This window comes from Terriglobales bacterium (genome assembly GCA_035691485.1).
Classification (GTDB): domain Bacteria; phylum Acidobacteriota; class Terriglobia; order Terriglobales; family Acidobacteriaceae; genus JAIQGF01.
Map to the genome: position 1 here is coordinate 1 of DASSIZ010000003.1, position 19,385 is coordinate 19,385.

The window sequence follows — 19,385 nt, forward strand, 5'->3', positions numbered from 1 at the left end:
ATTTCCAATGCATGTCATCCCGAGCGGAGCGATCCTGAGCCTGAGCTTACGAAGGCGAAAGGGACCCCTACATGCGCCAGAGACGTTTCTATGTGTACATCATGGGCAGCTTGTCAGGAACGCTGTACACGGGAATGACGAATAATCTGCACAAGCGAGTGTGGCAGCACAAAGAACAGGAGATGGAGGGATTCACCGACGAGTATGACGTCGACCGCCTGCTCTACTGGGAATCTTTCGACGATGTTCGAGTCGCCATTAATCGCGAGAAACAAATTAAGAAGTGGCGCCGCGACAAGAAAGTCATGCTGATTGAGCAGCTGAACCCGAGCTGGAAGGACCTGGCCCGCGAGTGGTACGAAAAAAGTAGGGGTCCCTCGACTGCGCTCGCCGCGGCTCGCTCCGCTCGGGATGACAGGAGTTAAGAGTAGGGGTCCCTCGACTGCGCTCGCCGCGGCTCGCTCCGCTCGGGATGACATGAGTTAAGACGTAGTGGGTTCGCGCTCGGGGCGAGCGCGCTCCAACATCGAGGGCGGCTGCCGCAACGCGAGTTTTTACGGTAACCGCTGCAAGCTCGGGATCGTCTTGGCCAGATCGTTGTAGATCACGATCACAGCGAACAGGATCAGCAGGACGAAGGCGAGCTGGTAGATGCGTTCCTTCAGGTGAAGGCTGATGTCGCGGCGGCGGATGGCCTCGATGGCGAGGAACAGGATCATGCCGCCGTCCAGGATGGGAAACGGAAACAGATTGAAGATCGCCAGGTTCAGGCTGATCGCGGACATCAGTGCGATCAGCGGCGTCCAGCCGGGCTGGCGCGCCGCCTCTCCCGCCGCCTGCCCAATTCCGATGGGGCTGGAGAACTGCTTGACCGACACTTTGCGCTGCACCATCTTCTCGACCAGTTCGATGATGAGGAAGGAATTCTTCTTGTTCTGGTCGAGCGATTTGGCCAGGGCCTTGCCGAAGGGGAGCCTGTCGACGTGCTGAGGATCGGAGCGAATGCCGATCCGCCACATGTCCTGGCCGTTATTGTCCTTGGTCAGCGTCGGGGTGACGGTGAAATTCAGTTCTTTGCCGTCGCGCACAACCGTCAGGCTGAGCGGCTTGTTCTTATTGGCCTGAATTTCGCGGATGACGGACTGCATGGAACGCGTCGCCTGGCCGTTCAAACCGACAATCGTGTCTCCGATACGGATGCCGGCCTTGGCCGCGGGCAGGCTGGGCTCGACGTCGGTCACCGTGTTCGGCTGATCGGGAAGCCAGCCGGGATTGCCGAACTCCTCGGGACCGGTGGGAGTCGGGACAATGGTTTTTTCCAGGACCTGGTTGCCGCGCTGGAGGGCGACGCGAACCGGCTGTCCGGGGCTCATGACCACCTTGGGCAGCACATCTTCCCAGGTCGGATTCTGCATGTTCTCAATGCGGACGATGCGGTCGCCGGGCTGAATGCCCGCTTTTTGCGCGGGAGAGTTGTCGAGAACCCAGCCGATGACGGCAGGCTGGTCAAGGTAAACCGGGTGCTCGTAACGGACCATGAAGACGCCGGTCAGCAGGGCGATGGCGAGCACGATGTTGGCGAAGGGCCCGGCAAAGGCAATGATGAAGCGCTGCCAGCGAGGCTTGGAGGTGAACTCGCGCGGGTCGCCGGTGTGGGCTTCCAGCGGATTTTCTCCCGCCATCTTGACGTAGCCGCCGAAGGGCAGGGCATTGATGCGGTAATCGGTTTCGCCCTTCTTGATCCCGAAGAGCCGTTTTCCGAAGCCGATGGCGAACTGCTCCACCCGGACGTCGAACAGTTTGGCTGCGGCGAAATGGCCGAACTCGTGGACCACGATCATGATCCCGAGGACGACGGCGACGGCCGCCAGGTCGACAAAGAAATTTTCCATCAAGTTGAGATAAGTCCTTTACGTCTATTTGGGCAGAGCTGGGGAGTGGCTCAAAGAAGCAATTTTATCCCAAGCCAGCCGTCGCGCATCGGCGTCTGCCGCAAGTACCTGATTAATAGATGGGGGATGGGTGTCGGCAGTTTCACGAACTGTGCCCTCAATTACGCGCGAAATGTCGGTAAAGCTGATTTGCCGCTTCAGAAAAGCCGCCACGGCAACCTCATCAGCGGCGTTCAGGGCAATGGTTTTAGCGCCGCCGGCTTCGGCCGCTTCATAGGCCAGGCGCAGGCATGGGAAACGCTCCAAGTCGGGCGGGCTGAAATCCAGCGTCCGGAGTTCCTGGACGGGGAAGCGGAGATCGGAGCCAATGCGGTCCGGGTAGGTGAGCGCGTAGAGGATGGGCAGCCGCATGTCGGTGACGGAAAGTTGGGCGATCAGGCTGCCGTCCACGAACTCGACCATGGAGTGGATGGTGGACTGCGGGTGCACGATAACGCCGACGCGTCCGCAGGGGAGTCCAAAGAGGCGGCAGGCCTCGATCACCTCGAAGCCTTTGTTCATCAGGGTGGCGGAGTCGATGGTGATGCGCGGCCCCATCTTCCAAGTGGGATGGTTCAGAGCCTGCTCGGGGGTGATGGCGTCGAATTCGGAAACCGGCGTATGCAGGAAAGGGCCGCCGGAGGCGGTCAGCCAGATGCGTTCGACCTCGAGCAGCTTGCCGCCGCGCATGCACTGGTGCACTGCGTTGTGCTCGCTATCGATGGGAAGCAGCGGCTTGCCCTGACGCTTGGCTTCGGCAGTAATGAGTTCTCCGGCTACGACCAGCGATTCTTTGTTGGCGAGGCCAAGAGTTTTACCGGCTTTGACGGCCTCGTAGGTCGCCTCCAGGCCGGCGACACCGACGATGGCGCTGACCACGAACTCAGCCTCGGGATGCGTGGCCACGGCAATATTGCCGGCGGGGCCATGGACAACTTCGACGCCCTCCAGGCCGGACATTTCCAAGCCGTCTTGAACCTGCCGCGCGTCTTGTTCGCGGGCAACGGAGACGAGCTTGGGTTTATAGCGAAGCGCCTGGCGGAAGAGTCCCTCAAAATCCTGACCGGCGGCGAGGGCCACCACGGAAAAGCGCTCCGGATAGGCGCTGACGATGGCGAGCGTGCTGCGCCCGATGGAGCCGGTGGAGCCGAGGATGGCAATCTTTTTCATTCGCTAACGTTTCACCGATGCGGCGCGAAGCTCAGCATTGCGCGCCCCCCTATTCAGCCCAGCACGCGCCAAGCTGCATAGTACCAAAGCACGGGGGCGGCAAAGAGGAGCGCGTCAATCCGGTCGAGCATGCCGCCATGGCCCGGGAGAAGGGCGCCCGAATCCTTGACTCCGGCGCCGCGCTTGATCAGCGACTCCGCCAAATCTCCGATCTGGGCGGCCACATTCGTAACGGCGGACAGGACAGCGAACTGCCAGAGCGGCGGAATCCGCGGTGGCAGGTATGCCTGGTCCGGCGTGAGCAGGCCGATGGAGATCAACCGGCCGCTGACCTGGCGCGAGTAGGCGAACAGCAACGTGCCGCAGGCAATCGCGCCGATAAACGATCCGACTGTGCCTTCCCAGGTCTTGCCGGGGCTGATTCGCGGAGCCAGCTTGTGGCGACCCAGGGCGCGTCCGGTGTAGTAGGCGACGGTGTCTCCCATCCACACGACGATAAGCACGTAGAGTATGAGGAACGCGCCGGAACCTTGCTGGCGCAACTGCACCAACATGGCCAGCGGCACGACGATGTAAAGAAATCCCAATGCCGCCGCTGCGGCAGCAGGGAAGCCGGTTGCCAGCGGTTCGCGGCGCATCGCGAGCGCGAGAAAGAAAAAGGCCACGGCCACGGCGGCGCCTGAAATTCCAAACAGCATTTGCGAAGTCGCCACCAGGTAGCCGCTGCCGGTCTGCGCTGCCACGGCGATGAAGGCGAGAACGGTTACGACATACAGCGGAGCGCGAAAGGGCTCGACGTGGTAATGGCGGACCAGTTCGACGTATTCGCGGATGGTTAGGACGGCGACCAGGGCCACCGCTGCCGCCAGCAGCGCCACCGGCGCGCGAAGAACAAGAACGAGAACGATGGGGATGAGGACAGCCGCGGTCGCGACACGCTTCATCGAGCCCGGCGGCTCCCGTTACCGGCGACGGAGGCATGGCCGTCGCCGTTGCCACGTCCATCGCCGTTGGAGTGGCCATCGCCGTTGCCAAGGCCGCCGTAGCGCCGCTCGCGTTTTTGGTACTCGGCGATCGCTTCCAGCAGGTGCACGCCGCGAAACTCCGGCCAGAGAGTGTTGGTCACGTAAATTTCTGCGTAGGCGACCTGCCAGAGAAGAAAGTTGCTGAGGCGCATTTCACCGCTGGTGCGGATGACGAGATCGAGTTCAGGCAGGTTCCGGGTGTAAAGATGGTTGGCGATAAGGTTCTCGCTGAACTGTAGGTGCGCAATCCCGCCGTTGTGGGCGGCAGCATGGGTGATTGCCTGGAAAGCATCGACTAGCTCCAGGCGGGCGGAGTAGTTCAGCGCCAGGGTAAGCCGCAAGCCGGTGTTGCGCGAAGTTTCCTGGCGCGCCCAGTCCATGCGTTCCTGCACTTCGGCGGGCAATTCGTGCTGGCGGCCGATGTAACCGAGGCGGATGTTGTTCTTCTGCAGCGTCGGCAATTCGTGCTTCAAGTACTGGCGGAGAAGGCGCATGAGGAAGCCAACCTCGGTCCGCGGCCGCCGCTGCCAGTTCTCGGTGGAGAAGGCATAGAGCGTGAGCGACTGGATGCCAACGCGAGCGGCGGTCTCGACGGTCGAGCGCACCGAGTCCACCCCGGCGCGATGGCCGGCGATGCGAGGCAGGTGACGCTGGCGCGCCCAGCGTCCGTTGCCATCCATGATGATCGCTATGTGATGCGGCAACCGCCGCGGATCGAGGCGGCGGTAAACCTCTGTTTCCTTCCGGTCGAGTCCGGCGGGAACACTAACTTCCAAAGTTGACCTCAACAAATGGGGAATGGGACCTGACGCGGTATGCGTCTTGGCAATTGTACAGCAGGGGACAGGGCGAGGAGTCAGAAGACAAGGGGCAGGAGCCATCGTTAGAAGCGAGGGGCCAGGAGTCGGCTTCGAGGTCGGAAGCAAAAACGCCGGAGCCCGAGGCTCCGGCGGAACAATTGGCGGGAGAACTTAGACAGAGCGACGCGGGCGGATGGACAAATCGCGCATCTGCGTCATCACGCTCTGCCACTGCATACCGTTGAGTTTAGGCAGAAAGGGCACCAGCTCTGCGATGAAATCGTCTTTCATCAAGTCGCGAATTTCGTCTTCGCACCCGCCGCACGAAATCAGGTCGGGGACGGTGACCTGGAGGGCTTTGGCGAGCCGCTCCAGCGACGACAGGGTCGGGGTGGCCTTTTCGTTTTCGATCTTGGAGACGTAGGTACGGGGCACGCTCATGCGCATGGCAAGCTGGCGCTGGCTAAGCCCGCTGCGCTGGCGCAGATTGCGAATAGCCAAAGCCACCTGAACGCCCTGGCGACGCATGACGGGTGCGGGCTCGGGTTCCGGCTGAACGAGAATGGGCTCGGGCTCTTCCTCGTCGAGGGAGGTCTTGCAGCGCCGGCAGAGATTGTTGTTGGTTCGGAACTGGACGAGTGAACAGCGGTCGCATCTCACCACGTCCCTAGAATCTACAGGTGCTAAAGTTGTGGCCATCAGGTTGTGCGAGATGCCAGAGCGGGCATCCTTTCACTTCGGGCTTGGGAGTTGACGATGCTTTGTCAAGCACCAAGCTTGGTGCACAATGTGGGGCAAGTGCAAAGTAGAGTCAAGAGCTAAATGGGGTGATTCCGCAACATTTCCTGTGCAAATCCCAAAACAGGCGAAACAAGACGGAGAAAAACCGGCGAATCGGGGGAGAAGGCATGAGCGACCGTGAGTCCGCGTGGTGTTTACTAACTGAGTTCACGCAGTCGGAAAATCTGCGCAAGCATGCCCTCGCGGTCGAGGCCTGCATGCGCGCCTATGCCCGGAAATACGGAGAAGACGAAGAAAAATGGGGCGTGGTCGGGCTGATTCACGATTTTGATTACGACCGCTGGCCGAGCCTGGAAGACCACCCTTACCGAGGGAACGAAATTCTGACCGAGCGCGGCTGGCCGGAAGAGATCAAGAAGGCAGTCATGTCGCACGCGGAATACACGGGCGTCCCACGGGAGAGCCAGATGGAGAAAGCGTTGTTCGCCTGCGACGAACTGGCCGGATTCATCACGGCGGCGGCGCTGGTCCGTCCGGACAAATCCATCCACTCGCTGGAAGCCAAGTCGGTGAAGAAGCGGATGAAGGACAAGGCGTTTGCGCGCAGCGTGAGCCGCGACGACATCACCAACGGCGCCGCCACGCTGGGAGTGGAACTGGATGAGCACATCGCGTTCTGCATCGAGGCATTGAAAAGCATCGCAACGGAGCTGGGGCTGGAAGGAATACCGGCGGTGCCTGGGCAGGGAGCCTAGGTGGAGGTGGATCCCGTCGCGCCGGCGGCAATGCCGAGGGCTGCGGGGGCGTGATCCATGACCATGCGGCGCAGGCGCGAGCGGCCATCCATGTCGATGTCCAAAACCTCGAAGGCGATTTCACGCGTAAGCAGGTGGCGCAAGAGAACGTGAGTACGGAGGCGAGACAAGCCAACCTGCCATTCCAGGACAGCCTCGCCGCCGCGGGGCAGGCGAGGGTCGGCGGAGATCAGGCCACCTCCCAGGCTGAGGCGCTGCACATCGATGGCGCACTTTCCCTTGGGAGTGATGGCGAGCGCGCTCCACGGCTTCAGTGGCTGCACGCGCGGATAGCGGCGTTGGCGGACCCAGTCGCTGTGGCTTGGAGCCAGCGCACCGACCGCGAGTTCCTGCGGGCCGAAGCCGGCGCGGCCGCATAAAGACGGAAGACGGTCGGGATTGATGTTGACCAAGGCGCGGGCGGCCGTGAGCTGCATTTCGCGGGAGCGGCGCGACGCGAATAAACCACGAGAGGCCATGATTTCGTCGAGCAGCGTGGTGGCATCACTTATGCCAAGCCGGCCCAGTGCTTCAATGGCCTTGATGCGAATCAGCGGGCGATCTTTGGCCAAGCCTTCACCGGCGGCCAACTCCATCAGTTTGCCGGCGGCGGCAGACTCGCCGGAGAAGCCAATCTCATCGAGCGTCTCGGGAAGCACCAGGGGATCGAGCTGCTGCAGGATTTCCAGCAGCAGGCGCCCGCGCTGCGGCGCTCCAGCGGCCGCCAGGGCACGCACAACGGCATCCTGCTGCGGCCGGGAGAAGCTGCCGACACGGCCCGGCAATACCTCGTCCACCACCTCGGGCCGCAAACGGCTCAACAGGCCGGCCGTACCGGAGACTTCGCCGGCGTGGCCGGCGCGCAAGCCGCCGGTCAAACATTCCACAACACCCTTGCCGACTGATTCCGCCAACTCCACAACCCGGTTGGCCTGGCTGCGCAAGGTACATTGTCCAAACTGCAAGGCAAGCTCCTGCGCCGCCAATTGAGGAGTTCGCGCCAGCACCGAAACCAGGCCTTCGGGAATGACCGGGGCCTGGATGGCTTCGCTGATGAAACCGCGCAGACGATTGTCCATAGTTATGCGCGGCCGGACTTCCTGGGCGGTGCGGGGGCGATACTCATGCAAACGCTCCAGGGTGACCAGAGACTGAAAGACCGCGGGATAATCGCGCTGCTGAGCGGCTTCCTGGGTGAGACGCACGTAAGCGGCGCCGAGCAGGGTCTGCATCTCCAACGCAGCTTCGGCGCAAACCCGCATTCCGACCTGGCGGACTGCTTCCACCAGCAGGCCGGGGGCGACCTTGCCGAACAGATCGGCCAACTCGTTGATGGCGACAGCCGTCTTGCGGCGCGCTTCGAGTTCAGAATTTCCCAACTGGCGGAGGCAGTTTCGAAGGATCTCGTCGGCCACGGTCAGATCCCCGCGGGAGATCAGTTCCTCGATGTAGGCGCGGATGTTGCGCGCGGGAATACACCACATATCCGGCGAGAGCAGGACGCTTTTCTTGCCCTGCTCCGGGATGTTGGCCCAGAACTTGCGATCCAGCAGGTCAGCGTAGGACTCGACGGCCATGCCGGCGCGCGTCATCTTGCTTTCGTGCGATTCGAGCACGGAGCGCAGCGACTGGATCTCCTTGCCCATGCGCTCCATCATGTCGTGCACGGCGTTCACCTTGACGTTGCCGCGCTCGAACTGTTGCATGGCAAATCGAATGGCCAGCCGTTCTGCCAGTTTTTTCAGAGTGTCGGTGCCCAGACCCTCGTCTTCCCCCTCGACGGGGAGCAACAGCATGACTTTGCGCAGCATGCGGCAGGCGTCCTTCTCCTGCGACAGTTCGCGCATAAGCGCGGACTCGGGATCGGCTTTGCCACGCAGCGAAGCCACCGTCGCCAGCAGGCGCAAGGTCTTGGTGACCGCCTCCTCCTGCAAAATTTCGCCGCCGCTGCCACCTGATCCGGAGCCGGCCCCCCCACCGGTGCCGCTTCCTGCTCCGCCCGTTCCGGTTCCACCGAAGACATTGCCAACGCCCGATCCAGCGCCGAATCCGCCACCGGTTCCGGTTCCTGCTGCGCCGGATCCGCCGGAACCTTCGCCATTCCCGCCAGCGTTTCCGCCGTCGCCGCCAGTGCCTTCGCCACTGCCGCCACCGGAGGAACCTTCGGCGGCCGCGATCAATTGCAGAAGTTTTTCCGGGTCCTGCAGCCAGGGAGCCAGATTGTCAGCGCGATCGGCCAAGGTTCGAGTGGCAAGTTGCTCGGCCAGGTCCTCAGAACCGGGGACAAACCGGACTTCGTTCACCCGAATGGCGCCGTGGTCGCCGAGAGCAGCCTTGAGTTGCTGGCCGACTTCGGAAGGCTTGCAACAGTGAAATGCGCGCAGCAACTGCTCCAGGTCGATGCGCTGAATGCCATAAGTAAAGTTGAGGCTGGCGATGTTGGCGGTGGTAAGCAGATTGGCGAAGCTGCGCTCAGAGTTTCCTTCCAAAGGGAGACCGTCGATCACCAACTTGCCGTCGGCGGCGCCCAGCAAAAGTCCGGTCTCAGGAGCGGCAGCGCGCTTTAATTCTTCCCACGCGATGTCGAACTGGTCTTGCGTGCGCTGGTGATCCATCCCGTACAACCGAACGTACTTGAGCAGGATGTTCAGGCTGCGGGCGAAGGCGCGAGCGGATTCGACTTGAGACAGCTCATGCATGGGTGTCAGTTCCCTCCGCCACACACAGGATCCAACTGAAGTGATGCACCGCGGTGGCCAAAGCGAAATGAATGTAAGCTATTGAAATCAATAACGGTTGCATGCGGGATGAGGTGGTCAAGGTGAGACTGGGATCCAGGTTTTCACAAACTGAGACGACCCTCACTGGGATTGGAGACGGTACGGCGCCGCTAGCGCAGCACACCGGCAATTTCGCCGCGTTGAAGGACACCGACGACGCGCGCGAAATCGGGGGCCAGACTGCGATCCTGGGTGAGCTTTGGCGAGGCAGAGCGTATGGCGGCGATCGCTTGCTGCGCTGGCTTGCTGGGCTGGAGCGGGGCAAGAAATTCCAGGGCCTGCGCGGCGGCGATGGCTTCAATGGCGAGCACGTTGAGCGTGTTGGCCACGATTTTCTTGAGCTTGATGGCGGCCGTCATCCCCATGGAAACGTAATCTTCCTTGTTGCCGGAGGTGGTGATGGAATCCACCGACGCTGGATGAGCCAGCACCTTGTTCTCGCTGACCAAGGCCGCGGCGGTGACCTGCGCCATCATGAAACCGGAGTTGAGGCCGGCGCCATTGGCAAGAAACGGGGCCAAGCCCTCATTGAGTGAGGGATTGACCAGGCGCTCGATGCGGCGCTCGGAAATTCCGGCCAGCGCGCTGAGGGCGATAGCGAGGAAATCGAGGGCGAAGGCGACAGGCTCGCCATGAAAATTGCCACCGGAGATGATGTCGCCATGCGCTTCTTCGGTCTGCGGCGCCCCGACGCGCCTGGGCGCGACAAAGACCAGCGGATTGTCCACCGCGGAGTTCATTTCGATTTCGAGAACCTGGGCGCAGTAATTGAGGGCGTCGCGCACGGCGCCGTGGACCTGCGGCATGCAGCGGAGCGAATAGGCGTCCTGCACGCGTCCGCATTCACGATGGGACTCGCGAATGGCGCTGCCTTCCAGCATGTGCCGGAGATTGGCAGCGCTGGTGATCTGGCCGGTGTGCGGGCGAACGTGCTGGATGCGCTCGTCAAAGGCGACATCGGTTCCGCGGAGCGCGTCGGCGGTCATGGCGCCGATGACGTCGGCGGAATCGACCATTTGTCGGGCGGCAAGCAGCGCCAGCGCACCCACGGACACCATGGCCTGGGTGCCGTTGATGAGAGAAATGGCCTCCTTGGCTTCCAGCTTCAGGGGCCTGATGTCGGCGCGCTTGAGGGCTTCTCTTGCCGAATAACGGCGGACGCGAACATCGCCGGCGCGGCGGGGGGGCTTGGCTTTGGGGTCGGAATGCAACGCCTCGCCTTCGCCGATGAGCACGAGCGCAAGATGGGCGAGCGGCGCCAAATCTCCACTGGCGCCGACGCTGCCCTGGGAGGGCACCAGGGGATGCACGCCGCGATTGAGCATCTCGCAGAGCATGTCAATCACCTCGGTGCGAACCCCGGAATATCCCTTGGCCAGGGAGTTGGCGCGGAGCAGCATCATGGCGCGCACTTCTGCTTCGCTGAGCGGTTCGCCTACGCCGACGGCATGGGAACGCAGCAGGTTGACCTGCAATTCGCGAATCTGGTCGGGAGCGATACGCACATCGGAAAGCTTGCCGACGCCGGTAGTGACCGCGTAGGCGACCTGGTTGCTTTCGACCACGTCTTCGACCACCGCGCGCGCGGCCTGCACGCGGATGCGGGCGTCGGGGTCGAGCAGCACGGGACGGCGCTCGTATACCGCCTCGCGCAGATCATCAAGCGCGAGATCGGAGCCGTTGATGTGAAGAGCGCGCATGGTAGTAGTCAGGAGCCGGTAGTTTGTAGTTGGCAAAAGCAACTACACTCCGCGTTGTCGTAATCTCGAGTGCGCATTGGCTAAGAGGTCACCGCCTGTTTGAAAACCTCCAAGTACTTCTCCGGCAGCGGGCGCTTGTTCAACTCCGCATCGGTGACAATGTGCGTGGTTTCGCCTTCCGCCAGTAGCGTGCCGTCCCGCTCGCGGACCGCCTCGTAAGCAAAATGAATCAGCGATTCGCGCACGTTCTTCAGGCGCGTGCGAACCGTGATTTCATCATCGTACCGCGCCGGAGCGCGAAAGCGGCAACGGGCATCGACCACGGCGATAAAGCACTTCTCCTGGAGTTCCATCTCCTTGTAGGTGAAGCCGAGTTGGCGAAGCAATTCCACGCGACCGACCTCGAACCAGATGAAATAATTGGAGTGATAGACGACGCCCATCTGGTCGGTTTCGGCGTAACGGACGCGGATTGTGGTGATGTTGGTCATTGGTTGCGAGATCGAGAACTTGAAGTTGGAAATTTGAAAATGTGAAGCGTGCAGTTGTGCCCGAGGCGTTCTGCCCTAATTTCCAATTTTCAAATTTCCAATTTCAAGTTGTCCACCTCGGTTTTCGCTTCTCCAGGAACGCGGTCACGCCTTCGCGGAAATCGGGCGTGGTGCGGATGAGGGCATTGTCCTCGATGGCCTGCGCCATCTGCTCGTCGAGGGCGCGCTGGAGAAATCCGTTGACCAGCTTCTTGGTCAGGCGCACCGACGATGGGGAAAGCTCGAGCAACTGCGCGGCCAGTTCGCGCGCGCGCGCCATCAAACGCTCCGGCTCGACAACTTCATTCACCAGCCCATAGCGATGAGCCTCGGCGGCGTCGAACAGGCGGCCGGTCATCAGCAGGTCGCGGGCGATCTTGTGTCCGACTTGCCAGACGAGGATAGAAGACACCAGCGCCGGAATGAATCCGATCTTTACTTCCGTGTAGCCGAACTTTGCTTCCGGCACGGCGAAGGTGAAATCGCACATGGTGGCAATGCCAGTGCCGCCGGCGATGGCGGCACCGTTCACGGCGGCGATGGTAGGGAGGGGGAACTCGTAGATGCGGCGAAAGATTTGCGCCATGCGAGCCGAGTCTATCCGGTTCTCCTCGTGCGTCTTGCCGAGCAGCGACTTAAGTTCTTCGAGGTCCAAGCCGGCGCAAAAAGCCTTTCCCGAGCCGGTGAGGATCAGCACCTGCGCACGCGAATGTTCCACTTCATCGAGCGCCGCCATGAGCTCGGAGAGGAGCTCGAAGCTGATGGCGTTGCGTTTGTCGGGACGATTGAGGGTGATGAGCGCGACCAGGTCTTCGTAAGCGAGCGTAAGAGTGTTGTAGGGCATGCAAAAGCCAACCGCGGATTTTCGCGGATTTGCGCGGATAAAACAAATCAAATAGGAAAATCCGCGAAGATCCGACCGATCCGCGATCAAGTTTTGTATTTCTGCGCGATGTCGGCGTTGATGCGGATGACGTTGTCGAGCGGCTTGCGGATGGGCACGACCGCGCCGCGCCGGCCGAGAGCTTCGATCACCGCCTCGGTCGGAATATTGCCAACCAGTTCGTCCTGCGCGAACGGACAGCCGCCCAGGCCGCCGATCGCGGAATCAAAGCGGCGAATGCCGGCGTCGTAGGCGGCGAGAACCTTGTCCGCGGCTTCCGCGGGACGGCTGTGCAAGTGGACGCCGATGTCGAGATAGTCATACTGAGCAAGAACGGCGGTGACGAGCGAACGAATGTGGTCCGCCGCAGCGAGGCCGACCGTATCGGCGAGAGAAACGGAACGTGTGCCGGTCTTTTCGATCAGGTCCACGGCTTCGAGCACTTCGTCGGCGCTCCAGGGATCATTGTAGGGATTGCCGAATGCCATGGAGATGTACACGACCATGTCGAGGCCGGCGTTGTCAGCCTTTTCCTTGATCTTCTCCAGCGTGTCGTAGGCGTCTTCCAGCGTCTGGTTCTGGTTTTTCAGCAGGAAGGTGGGAGAGATGGAATAGGGGAAGCCGAGGGTGTGGACGGCCTGGGTGGCAACGGCGCGCTCGGCGCCTTTTTCGTTGACCACGATGCCGATGATCTCGACGTCGTCGGGAGGATCAATCTGCTTCAGGACCTCTTCCGAATCGGCCATCTGCGGCACGGCCTTGGTGGAGACGAAGCTCACCGCGTCGATGTGCTTGAACCCGGCGCCGATCAGGGCGCGCAGGTAGGCGGCTTTGACCTCCGAGGGGACCTGGCCCTTGAGGCCTTGCCAGGCGTCGCGGGGACATTCGATTAATTTTGGGCTGTCGGCCATCGGCTATCAGCTATGTTTGCAGCACTCCCACCTTGAACTCAGGCACGTCTGGATTGAGGGCGGCGGCTTCCAGGGCGCGAGTGATGGCTTCGCGGGTGTCGAGGGGATCGATGATCTTGTCGATCCATAGGCGGGCGGCGCCGTAGCGAGGATCGGTCTGCTCGTCGTAGGTCTTCTTCACCGAGTCGTACAACTCTTTCTTCTCTTCGTCGCTAAGCTTTTTGCCGCCGCGTTCTAATTGCCGAATCTTGATTTCCAGCAGCGTGCCCGCGGCCGATTCTCCTGCCATCACGGCATAGCGCGCGGTGGGCCACGCGAAGAGGAAGCGCGGATCGTAGGCCTTGCCGCACATTGCATAATGCCCGGCGCCGAAGGAGCCGCCGACAATCACGGCGATCTTGGGGACGACGGAGTTGGAGACTGCATTCACCATCTTGGCGCCGGCCTTGATGATGCCGCTCCACTCCGCATCGCGTCCGACCATGAAGCCGTTGACGTCGTGCAGGAAGACGAGCGGCACCAGATTCTGGTTGCAGTCCATGATGAAACGCGCTGCTTTCTCCGCCGACTCGGTGTAGATGACGCCGCCGAACTCGATGCGCTTGTGGCCGGATTCGTCGGTCTGCTGCTGGTGCTGCTTCTGGTTGGCGACGATGCCGACGGCAAAGCCTCCGATGCGCGCATAGCCGCAGATGACGGTCTTGCCGTACTCGGCCTTGTACTCGTCGAAGCGGCTGCCGTCCACGATGCGGGCGATGATCTCCTTCATGTCGTAAGGGCGGGCGGGATCGGACTCGTAGATTCCGTAAAGCTCCTCGGCGGCGTAGAGCGGCGCCTCCGGTTTCTTGCGATCGTAGGGCGAGAGCCGGCGGTAGCCCATCTTTTCCACCAGCGAACGGATGCGCGCGAGGCAGGCTTCATCGTTGGGCTCGTGGTAATCGATGGTGCCGCTGATGGCGGAATGCATGGCAGCGCCGCCCAGTTCTTCCGCGGAATACTTCTGCCCGATCGCGGCCTGCACGAGCGCGGGGCCGGCGAGGAACAGGCCGCTGCCGTCGGTCATCAGGACGTTGTCACACATCACCGGCAGATAGCCGCCGCCGGCAACGCACATGCCCATGATGGCAGCAATCTGTGGGATGCCCATGGCAGTCATGACGGCGTTGTTGCGGAAGACGCGGCCGAAGTCGTCGGTGTCGGGAAAGACGTCTTCCTGCAAAGGCAGGAACACGCCGGCGGAATCGACCAGGTAGATAGTCGGGATGCGGTTGTCAATGGCGATATTCTGGGCGCGGATGACTTTCTTGGAAGTCATCGGGAAGAAGGCACCCGCTTTGACCGTGGCATCATTGACGATCAGCATCATGAGGCGGCTGTGAATGCGTCCGAGGCCGGTGATGACACCGGCGGCCGGCGCGCCGCCCCAGTCTTCGTACATGCCGAAGGCGGCGTAATTGCCGAGCTCAAAGAACTCGCCTCCGGCATCGAGCAGCATGGCAATCCGTTCACGGGCGGTGAGGCGTCCCTTGCTGTGCTGTGACTCGATGGCCTTGGCGCCGCCGCCTTCGCGAATTTTTTCTTCCTCGTTGTGGATGCCGGTGACCAAGCCCGCCATGGCGCGCATGTTCTTTTCAAAGCGCGCCGAAGTCGCGTCCACGCGGGACTCGATGACGTTGTTCACAGCCGAAGAGACTGTACGGTCTGCCATGCGTGAGGTTCACCCAAACTGGTTACGGTACATCACGAACGGCGCAACGCTCAAGGCGAAGTCAGATCGACGCGACGGGAATGGCAGCGAGGTCGTCCGCCAACCCGACCTCCTTTTGCAGGAACGGCTCGGCATAAGCGACGCCGGCCAACATGCCGTAAAAGCGCGCCATGGTTTCCTGGCGAGTCCGGACTTCCGCCCGCCGAGGAAACAGACCGCTGCCGGCCTGCTGATCGGTGTATTGCGACTGGTAGGCCATCAGCGCCTGGAAACGAGCTTCGAACTGGTCGGTAATATCGACCACGAAAGTGGGACGAATATCGTAGTACAGGGTCGCGTAGACGATTTTGAACGGACGGTGAGGGGAGTTGTCGGTTGTGAGTTCTGAGTTCTGAGCTGCGAGCGTGAGGCTGAGCGATTCGGCAGGCACCTGCGAGAGGTCGAGCTTCGTCAGGCCGGCAAGGAAGCAAGCTTCGTAACCCAGCGTGGAGCAGGTGTAGTGATCGGGATGGCGGCCCTGCCAGTAGGGAAGGATGACCACGCGCGGGCGCAGGACGCGCACGACTGCCGCGACCTTGAGCCGGTTGTCCCAGGTATTCTCTACCCGTCCGTCGGGAAGATCGAGCGCGCCGCGCCAGGAAACGTTCAGGATCCGAGCTGCTTCGGCGGCTTCGCGCTCGCGGTCCTGGGCGGTGCCGCGCGTGCCCATTTCACCGCGAGTGAGATCGAGAATGGCGGTGCGATGGCCGAGCGCCGCCATCTTGAGCAGGGTGCCGCCGCAGGTCTGCTCAACGTCGTCACGGTGGGCGGCGATGGCGAGGATGTCAACTTGGCTTTCGGCCATCGGCTATCGGCTTTCGGGTCGCGGCCATTGACGCACGGGCCTTCGACGCTTACTTTTTTCGCTCGACCAGGAACCGCGCCAGCGACTTGAGCGTATTAGCGCGCTCCCCAAAAGAATCGAGTTGGATGCAGGCGGAGGTCACCAGGTCCTCAGCCTTGCGCGCCGACGCTTCGATTCCGAACAGCGCCGGATAGGTAGCCTTCTCGGCGGCGGCATCCTTGCCCGCGGTTTTGCCCAACTGCTCCGAAGATTGGGTCACGTCCAGAATGTCGTCGGCGATCTGGAACGCCAGGCCGGCTTGGAGCCCGAATGAGCACAGTTTTGCGATTTCGTCTTCCGAAGCTCCGGCGTAAATGCCGCCGCTGACGACGCTGGCCCTGATCAGCGCTGCTGTCTTGGAGGAATGGATATATTCCAGCGTTTCCGCGTTGGGCTTTTTGTGTTCGGCTTCCAGGTCCATCACCTGGCCGCCAATCATGCCGTTGACGGTGCCGGTGGCGTGCGCAGTCTCCTCGATGATGCGGACACGCGCCTCCGGCGGACAGGAGAGGCGAGACAGGACTTCATAGGCGTAGGTCTGCAGCGCGTCGCCGGCGAGGATGGCAATGGCGTCACCGAACACCTTGTGGCAGGTGGGACGGCCACGGCGCAGGTCATCGTTGTCGAGAGCTGGGAGATCGTCGTGGATGAGCGAATAGGTATGCAGCATCTCCAGCGCGGCGCCGAGTTCTTCGACCCCGCGCGGGACGTGGGAAGCGATCATTCGCGCCGCCTCGAAGCACAGGACCGGCCGCAGGCGCTTGCCCCCGGCGAAGACGCTATGGCGCATGGCCTGGTGAATGGCCACCGGATACTGGTCTGCCGGCGGCAACAAGCGCTCCAGCGCGTCATCGGCCAACGCACGTCCCCGCTCCAGGATCTCGGCGAGCATAAGCGGGCCAGTATACCAGCCGAATTTGGCGGTCATCGGTGCGCTCGCCGCGTCGCATTGACCGCCCGCCGTGTTCGGAGTACGGTTTCGGGTTCTGCAGAATCAGCCATGGCAGCTATCTTCGAAGGCGTCGATGACCTCATTGACCGCGCATTGGGTATTGCTCATATCGGGAACGCTCCGCATTATCGGCACAAAACCTCTGCACTGCTACTACGGTCGAGACCTCTCGGACTGAACGTACCGAGTCTGCTGGACGGCATACGTAACAAGCTGTACCAGAACTGGTCTCTTGGCCAGGAACGACGAGCAAGACGCGGCTCCGCCGAGAATTGGCGGTGGGAAAAGAAGACGTGGATTTCGAACTCAAACTCCAGCGTCGAAAAGCAGTGCGAGAAGGCGATTGCACTGGAATGCGGAGATGATTGGGTCAATCAGGTGCCGACTGCGTCAGGTCTGATCGATGGCAAGAGCGAACGCCATTGCGACATTGACTTGGTTCACCGCTGCGGCCCGTCAGCATACGAATTCATCGAACTCAAATACGAAGATGCCACTCCCCTGTTTGCCGCTTTTGAGCTTCTCAAATACGGCATGCTGTACGTCTTCTCCCACGACTTCATGATGGAGTTGGGATATACATTCGAGGAAAAGCCAGTTCTTGCAGCACGCGAGGTGCACCTATGCGTGCTTGCTCCTGCGGATTATTACGCAGGATTCACTCTCGATTGGTTGGAGAAGGAACTCAACCTCGGCTTACGCACGATCGGTGGTAGCGCCTACCGGATGGACTTCCGGTTCGAAAAGATGGATTGGCCGGACGGGGGAGACGTCGTTTCTGCTTTGGCTACGCGCTCGCGGGTTTGCCACTGGGCGAAAGCTGCTTCAGGCAGTTGATTATCCGAGACTGCGGATTTCCAATGCAGCGCGGTCTTCAGACGCACAGGGGCAGTGGCTGTTTTCACATTTGAGATTTGTACCGATAATTGGGCGCAAGTGTCCTGTCTTGTAAAGACGGGCTCTCGTTGGGTCAGCGTCGTCACGTTCCTTCTGTTTCCGCCACAACTTGGAAGCGTTCATTGCAGCCTCGACGTCATCCTGATACGTGCGCACAGCAGGCACCTTGAAATTCCCACGCGGCCCGACTAGAACAGTCACTCCGGCGACTTCTGTGAATACGTAACCATAAGCCTCGCCTCGGATGGGCAGCTGTGCACTGATGTTACGGTCGAGGAACAAGTGCGATTCAAGCCATGCGAGTGCTTGTTGCTGGGCTACGTTCATTGCCGCACAGTTTACGCCGAGCCTTACTCAGCCGCATCAAAGGGTTTCATGGACAAGACGAAGAAGCTGGCAAGAAAAGGCAATCGGGTTATTGAAGCCGTTGTTCCAGCCGAAGATTTGAAGAGCGCCTTCCCGCCAATAGGTCTGCCCATTCGACCTCCGTTTCCGCCGATGGAAGCAAAGCTGGTAAAAGAAATCCCCGAAGGCGAAGGGTGGATCTACGAGCCCAAATGGGACGGCTTCCGCTGCCTGGTTTTCCGGCGCGACGACGAGGTGCTGCTTCAGTCCAAGGCCGGACAGCCGCTGGGCAGATATTTTCCCGAGCTGGTTGAGGAATTTCGAAAATGGCAACCGCGCAAATTTCTGCTCGACGGGGAGATCGTGATCTTCGTGGACGGGCAGCCATCGTTCGACGAGCTGCTGATGCGAATTCATCCCGCCGAGAGCCGGATTAGGAGGCTATCGAAAGAAACGCCGGCATCGTTTCTCGCGTTTGACCTGCTGGTGAATGAACGCGGGCAATCGCTGGTGGATGAGCCTCTCCGTAAGCGCCGGCACGAGCTGGAAGCGTTCTACAAATCAGCGGGCCGGCAGAGCGGCTCCATTCAACTCTCGCCCGCGACAGAGGACCGCAGGCAGGCGGAACGCTGGATGAAGGACCTGCAAGGAAGCGGCTTCGATGGTGTGATGGCCAAGCGCGCGGACGCGCCCTATGCATCGGGCCAGCGCAGCGCCATGGTGAAGATCAAGAAAATCCGCACGGCGGATTGCGTCGTCGGCGGCTTCCGCTACGCTTCCAAGGGCGGCGCCATCGGGTCGTTGCTGCTGGGCCTGTACAACGACCAGGGGCTGCTCGACCACATCGGGTTTTCATCCAGCTTCAAAGCGGATGAGCGAGCCAAGCTCAGAAAAATCGTCGAGCCCTTGCGCGGCGGAAGCGGCTTCACCGGCCGCGCGCCCGGCGGCCCGAGCCGCTGGAGCACGGAGCGGAGCGGGGAGTGGGAGCCACTGGATCCCAAGCTGGTTTGCGAAGTTTCCTACGATTATTTTTCGCAGGGACGCTTCCGCCATGGAACCAAGTTCCAGCGCTGGCGTCCGGATAAAGGTCCACGCCAGTGCACATTCGAGCAAGTCCAGCCGGCTCGCCGGAGAAGGCATCGTTTGGCCAGCTAGCCATCGCGTTTCTGCATCGGAAAAAGATGCGAGGCAATCATGGTACCGACCAATGCAACGAATTCACCAGAGAAATCAGAACGGATACTTGGCCGAAAAGGGACCATTCAAGAAATGCCGGCGCGTGAGAAACACAGAAGCGCCGGCCCAGCAGCCGGCGCAAAATCGGCGCGTGGCGGG

At 61.3% G+C, this 19,385-nt stretch carries 17 protein-coding genes; 4 read left to right on the forward strand and 13 right to left on the reverse strand.

The features are described from left to right. Window positions 1-71 precede the first annotated feature (71 nt). Window positions 72-425 (forward strand): GIY-YIG nuclease family protein, encoded by a 354-nt coding sequence (locus tag VFI82_00140; protein ID HET7183061.1) that lies wholly within the window; start codon window positions 72-74, stop codon window positions 423-425. A gap of 129 nt (window positions 426-554) precedes the next feature. On the opposite strand, the gene rseP is transcribed toward VFI82_00140, so the two are convergent. From rseP to VFI82_00165, 5 genes are all read right to left on the reverse strand, one after another. After that, on the reverse strand, window positions 555-1,892 hold the full coding sequence (rseP, locus tag VFI82_00145; protein ID HET7183062.1) for an RIP metalloprotease RseP: 1,338 nt from the start codon (window positions 1,890-1,892) through the stop codon (window positions 555-557). A 24-nt stretch (window positions 1,893-1,916) separates the two neighbouring features. Continuing rightward, on the reverse strand, window positions 1,917-3,101 hold the full coding sequence (locus VFI82_00150) for a 1-deoxy-D-xylulose-5-phosphate reductoisomerase (GenBank protein ID HET7183063.1): 1,185 nt from the start codon (window positions 3,099-3,101) through the stop codon (window positions 1,917-1,919). Between the two features lie 53 nt (window positions 3,102-3,154). Beyond that, entirely contained in the window at window positions 3,155-4,045 is an 891-nt protein-coding gene (locus VFI82_00155; GenBank protein ID HET7183064.1) for a phosphatidate cytidylyltransferase, read from the reverse strand. After that, window positions 4,042-4,902: an isoprenyl transferase gene (locus tag VFI82_00160; protein HET7183065.1), complete on the reverse strand. Its 861-nt coding sequence runs from the start codon at window positions 4,900-4,902 to the stop codon at window positions 4,042-4,044. The genes VFI82_00155 and VFI82_00160 overlap by 4 nt, the downstream gene beginning before the upstream one ends. Window positions 4,903-5,097: 195 nt before the next feature. Next, entirely contained in the window at window positions 5,098-5,586 is a 489-nt protein-coding gene (locus tag VFI82_00165; GenBank protein ID HET7183066.1) for a helix-turn-helix transcriptional regulator, read from the reverse strand. Between the two features lie 248 nt (window positions 5,587-5,834). Here VFI82_00165 and VFI82_00170 point away from each other — a divergent pair, with 248 nt between their 5' ends. Next, the gene (locus VFI82_00170; GenBank protein ID HET7183067.1) at window positions 5,835-6,422 is read left to right on the forward strand and encodes an HDIG domain-containing protein; all 588 of its coding nucleotides are present in this window, start codon (window positions 5,835-5,837) and stop codon (window positions 6,420-6,422) included. On the opposite strand, the gene VFI82_00175 is transcribed toward VFI82_00170, so the two are convergent. The 8 genes from VFI82_00175 to VFI82_00210 form a co-directional block, all read right to left on the reverse strand. Next, entirely contained in the window at window positions 6,419-9,160 is a 2,742-nt protein-coding gene (locus tag VFI82_00175; protein ID HET7183068.1) for a hypothetical protein, read from the reverse strand. The genes VFI82_00170 and VFI82_00175 overlap by 4 nt on opposite strands. Before the next feature lie 191 nt (window positions 9,161-9,351). Continuing rightward, a complete protein-coding gene (gene hutH, locus VFI82_00180; GenBank protein HET7183069.1) occupies window positions 9,352-10,941 on the reverse strand; it encodes a histidine ammonia-lyase in 1,590 nt (529 codons plus the stop codon). Between the two features lie 80 nt (window positions 10,942-11,021). Next, window positions 11,022-11,432, reverse strand: a complete 411-nt coding sequence (locus tag VFI82_00185) for a thioesterase family protein (GenBank protein ID HET7183070.1) — start codon at window positions 11,430-11,432, stop codon at window positions 11,022-11,024. A 103-nt stretch (window positions 11,433-11,535) separates the two neighbouring features. Then, complete coding sequence (locus tag VFI82_00190) at window positions 11,536-12,315, reverse strand: enoyl-CoA hydratase-related protein (GenBank protein ID HET7183071.1); 780 nt, start codon at window positions 12,313-12,315, stop codon at window positions 11,536-11,538. An 86-nt stretch (window positions 12,316-12,401) separates the two neighbouring features. After that, window positions 12,402-13,265 (reverse strand): hydroxymethylglutaryl-CoA lyase, encoded by an 864-nt coding sequence (locus VFI82_00195; GenBank protein HET7183072.1) that lies wholly within the window; start codon window positions 13,263-13,265, stop codon window positions 12,402-12,404. Between the two features lie 10 nt (window positions 13,266-13,275). Further along, window positions 13,276-14,973, reverse strand: coding sequence for an acyl-CoA carboxylase subunit beta (locus VFI82_00200; GenBank protein HET7183073.1), 1,698 nt, complete (start codon window positions 14,971-14,973; stop codon window positions 13,276-13,278). A gap of 61 nt (window positions 14,974-15,034) precedes the next feature. After that, window positions 15,035-15,817, reverse strand: a complete 783-nt coding sequence (gene bshB1, locus VFI82_00205; protein ID HET7183074.1) for a bacillithiol biosynthesis deacetylase BshB1 — start codon at window positions 15,815-15,817, stop codon at window positions 15,035-15,037. A gap of 49 nt (window positions 15,818-15,866) precedes the next feature. Further along, entirely contained in the window at window positions 15,867-16,784 is a 918-nt protein-coding gene (locus VFI82_00210; GenBank protein ID HET7183075.1) for a farnesyl diphosphate synthase, read from the reverse strand. Between the two features lie 72 nt (window positions 16,785-16,856). Here VFI82_00210 and VFI82_00215 point away from each other — a divergent pair, with 72 nt between their 5' ends. Together VFI82_00215 and VFI82_00220 are read left to right on the forward strand one after the other, a co-directional pair. Further along, window positions 16,857-17,645 (forward strand): hypothetical protein, encoded by a 789-nt coding sequence (locus VFI82_00215; protein ID HET7183076.1) that lies wholly within the window; start codon window positions 16,857-16,859, stop codon window positions 17,643-17,645. 435 nt (window positions 17,646-18,080) lie between these two features. Further along, a complete protein-coding gene (locus VFI82_00220) occupies window positions 18,081-19,205 on the forward strand; it encodes an ATP-dependent DNA ligase (GenBank protein HET7183077.1) in 1,125 nt (374 codons plus the stop codon). The last annotated feature ends 180 nt before the right edge of the window (window positions 19,206-19,385 follow it).

What these genes read in the sequence shown, in the direction of transcription:
- VFI82_00215 (HET7183076.1), top strand. Translation starts at nt 16,857, where the DNA reads ATGGCAGCTATCTTCGAAGGCGTCGATGACCTCATTGACCGCGCATTG.
- bshB1 (HET7183074.1), bottom strand. Translation starts at nt 15,817, where the DNA reads ATGGCCGAAAGCCAAGTTGACATCCTCGCCATCGCCGCCCACCGTGAC.
- VFI82_00190 (HET7183071.1), bottom strand. Translation starts at nt 12,315, where the DNA reads ATGCCCTACAACACTCTTACGCTCGCTTACGAAGACCTGGTCGCGCTC.
- VFI82_00155 (HET7183064.1), bottom strand. Translation starts at nt 4,045, where the DNA reads ATGAAGCGTGTCGCGACCGCGGCTGTCCTCATCCCCATCGTTCTCGTT.
- VFI82_00175 (HET7183068.1), bottom strand. Translation starts at nt 9,160, where the DNA reads ATGCATGAGCTGTCTCAAGTCGAATCCGCTCGCGCCTTCGCCCGCAGC.
- VFI82_00185 (HET7183070.1), bottom strand. Translation starts at nt 11,432, where the DNA reads ATGACCAACATCACCACAATCCGCGTCCGTTACGCCGAAACCGACCAG.
- rseP (HET7183062.1), bottom strand. Translation starts at nt 1,892, where the DNA reads ATGGAAAATTTCTTTGTCGACCTGGCGGCCGTCGCCGTCGTCCTCGGG.
- VFI82_00170 (HET7183067.1), top strand. Translation starts at nt 5,835, where the DNA reads ATGAGCGACCGTGAGTCCGCGTGGTGTTTACTAACTGAGTTCACGCAG.
- VFI82_00140 (HET7183061.1), top strand. Translation starts at nt 72, where the DNA reads ATGCGCCAGAGACGTTTCTATGTGTACATCATGGGCAGCTTGTCAGGA.
- VFI82_00195 (HET7183072.1), bottom strand. Translation starts at nt 13,265, where the DNA reads ATGGCCGACAGCCCAAAATTAATCGAATGTCCCCGCGACGCCTGGCAA.
- VFI82_00200 (HET7183073.1), bottom strand. Translation starts at nt 14,973, where the DNA reads ATGGCAGACCGTACAGTCTCTTCGGCTGTGAACAACGTCATCGAGTCC.
- hutH (HET7183069.1), bottom strand. Translation starts at nt 10,941, where the DNA reads ATGCGCGCTCTTCACATCAACGGCTCCGATCTCGCGCTTGATGATCTG.
- VFI82_00150 (HET7183063.1), bottom strand. Translation starts at nt 3,101, where the DNA reads ATGAAAAAGATTGCCATCCTCGGCTCCACCGGCTCCATCGGGCGCAGC.
- VFI82_00220 (HET7183077.1), top strand. Translation starts at nt 18,081, where the DNA reads ATGGACAAGACGAAGAAGCTGGCAAGAAAAGGCAATCGGGTTATTGAA.
- VFI82_00210 (HET7183075.1), bottom strand. Translation starts at nt 16,784, where the DNA reads ATGACCGCCAAATTCGGCTGGTATACTGGCCCGCTTATGCTCGCCGAG.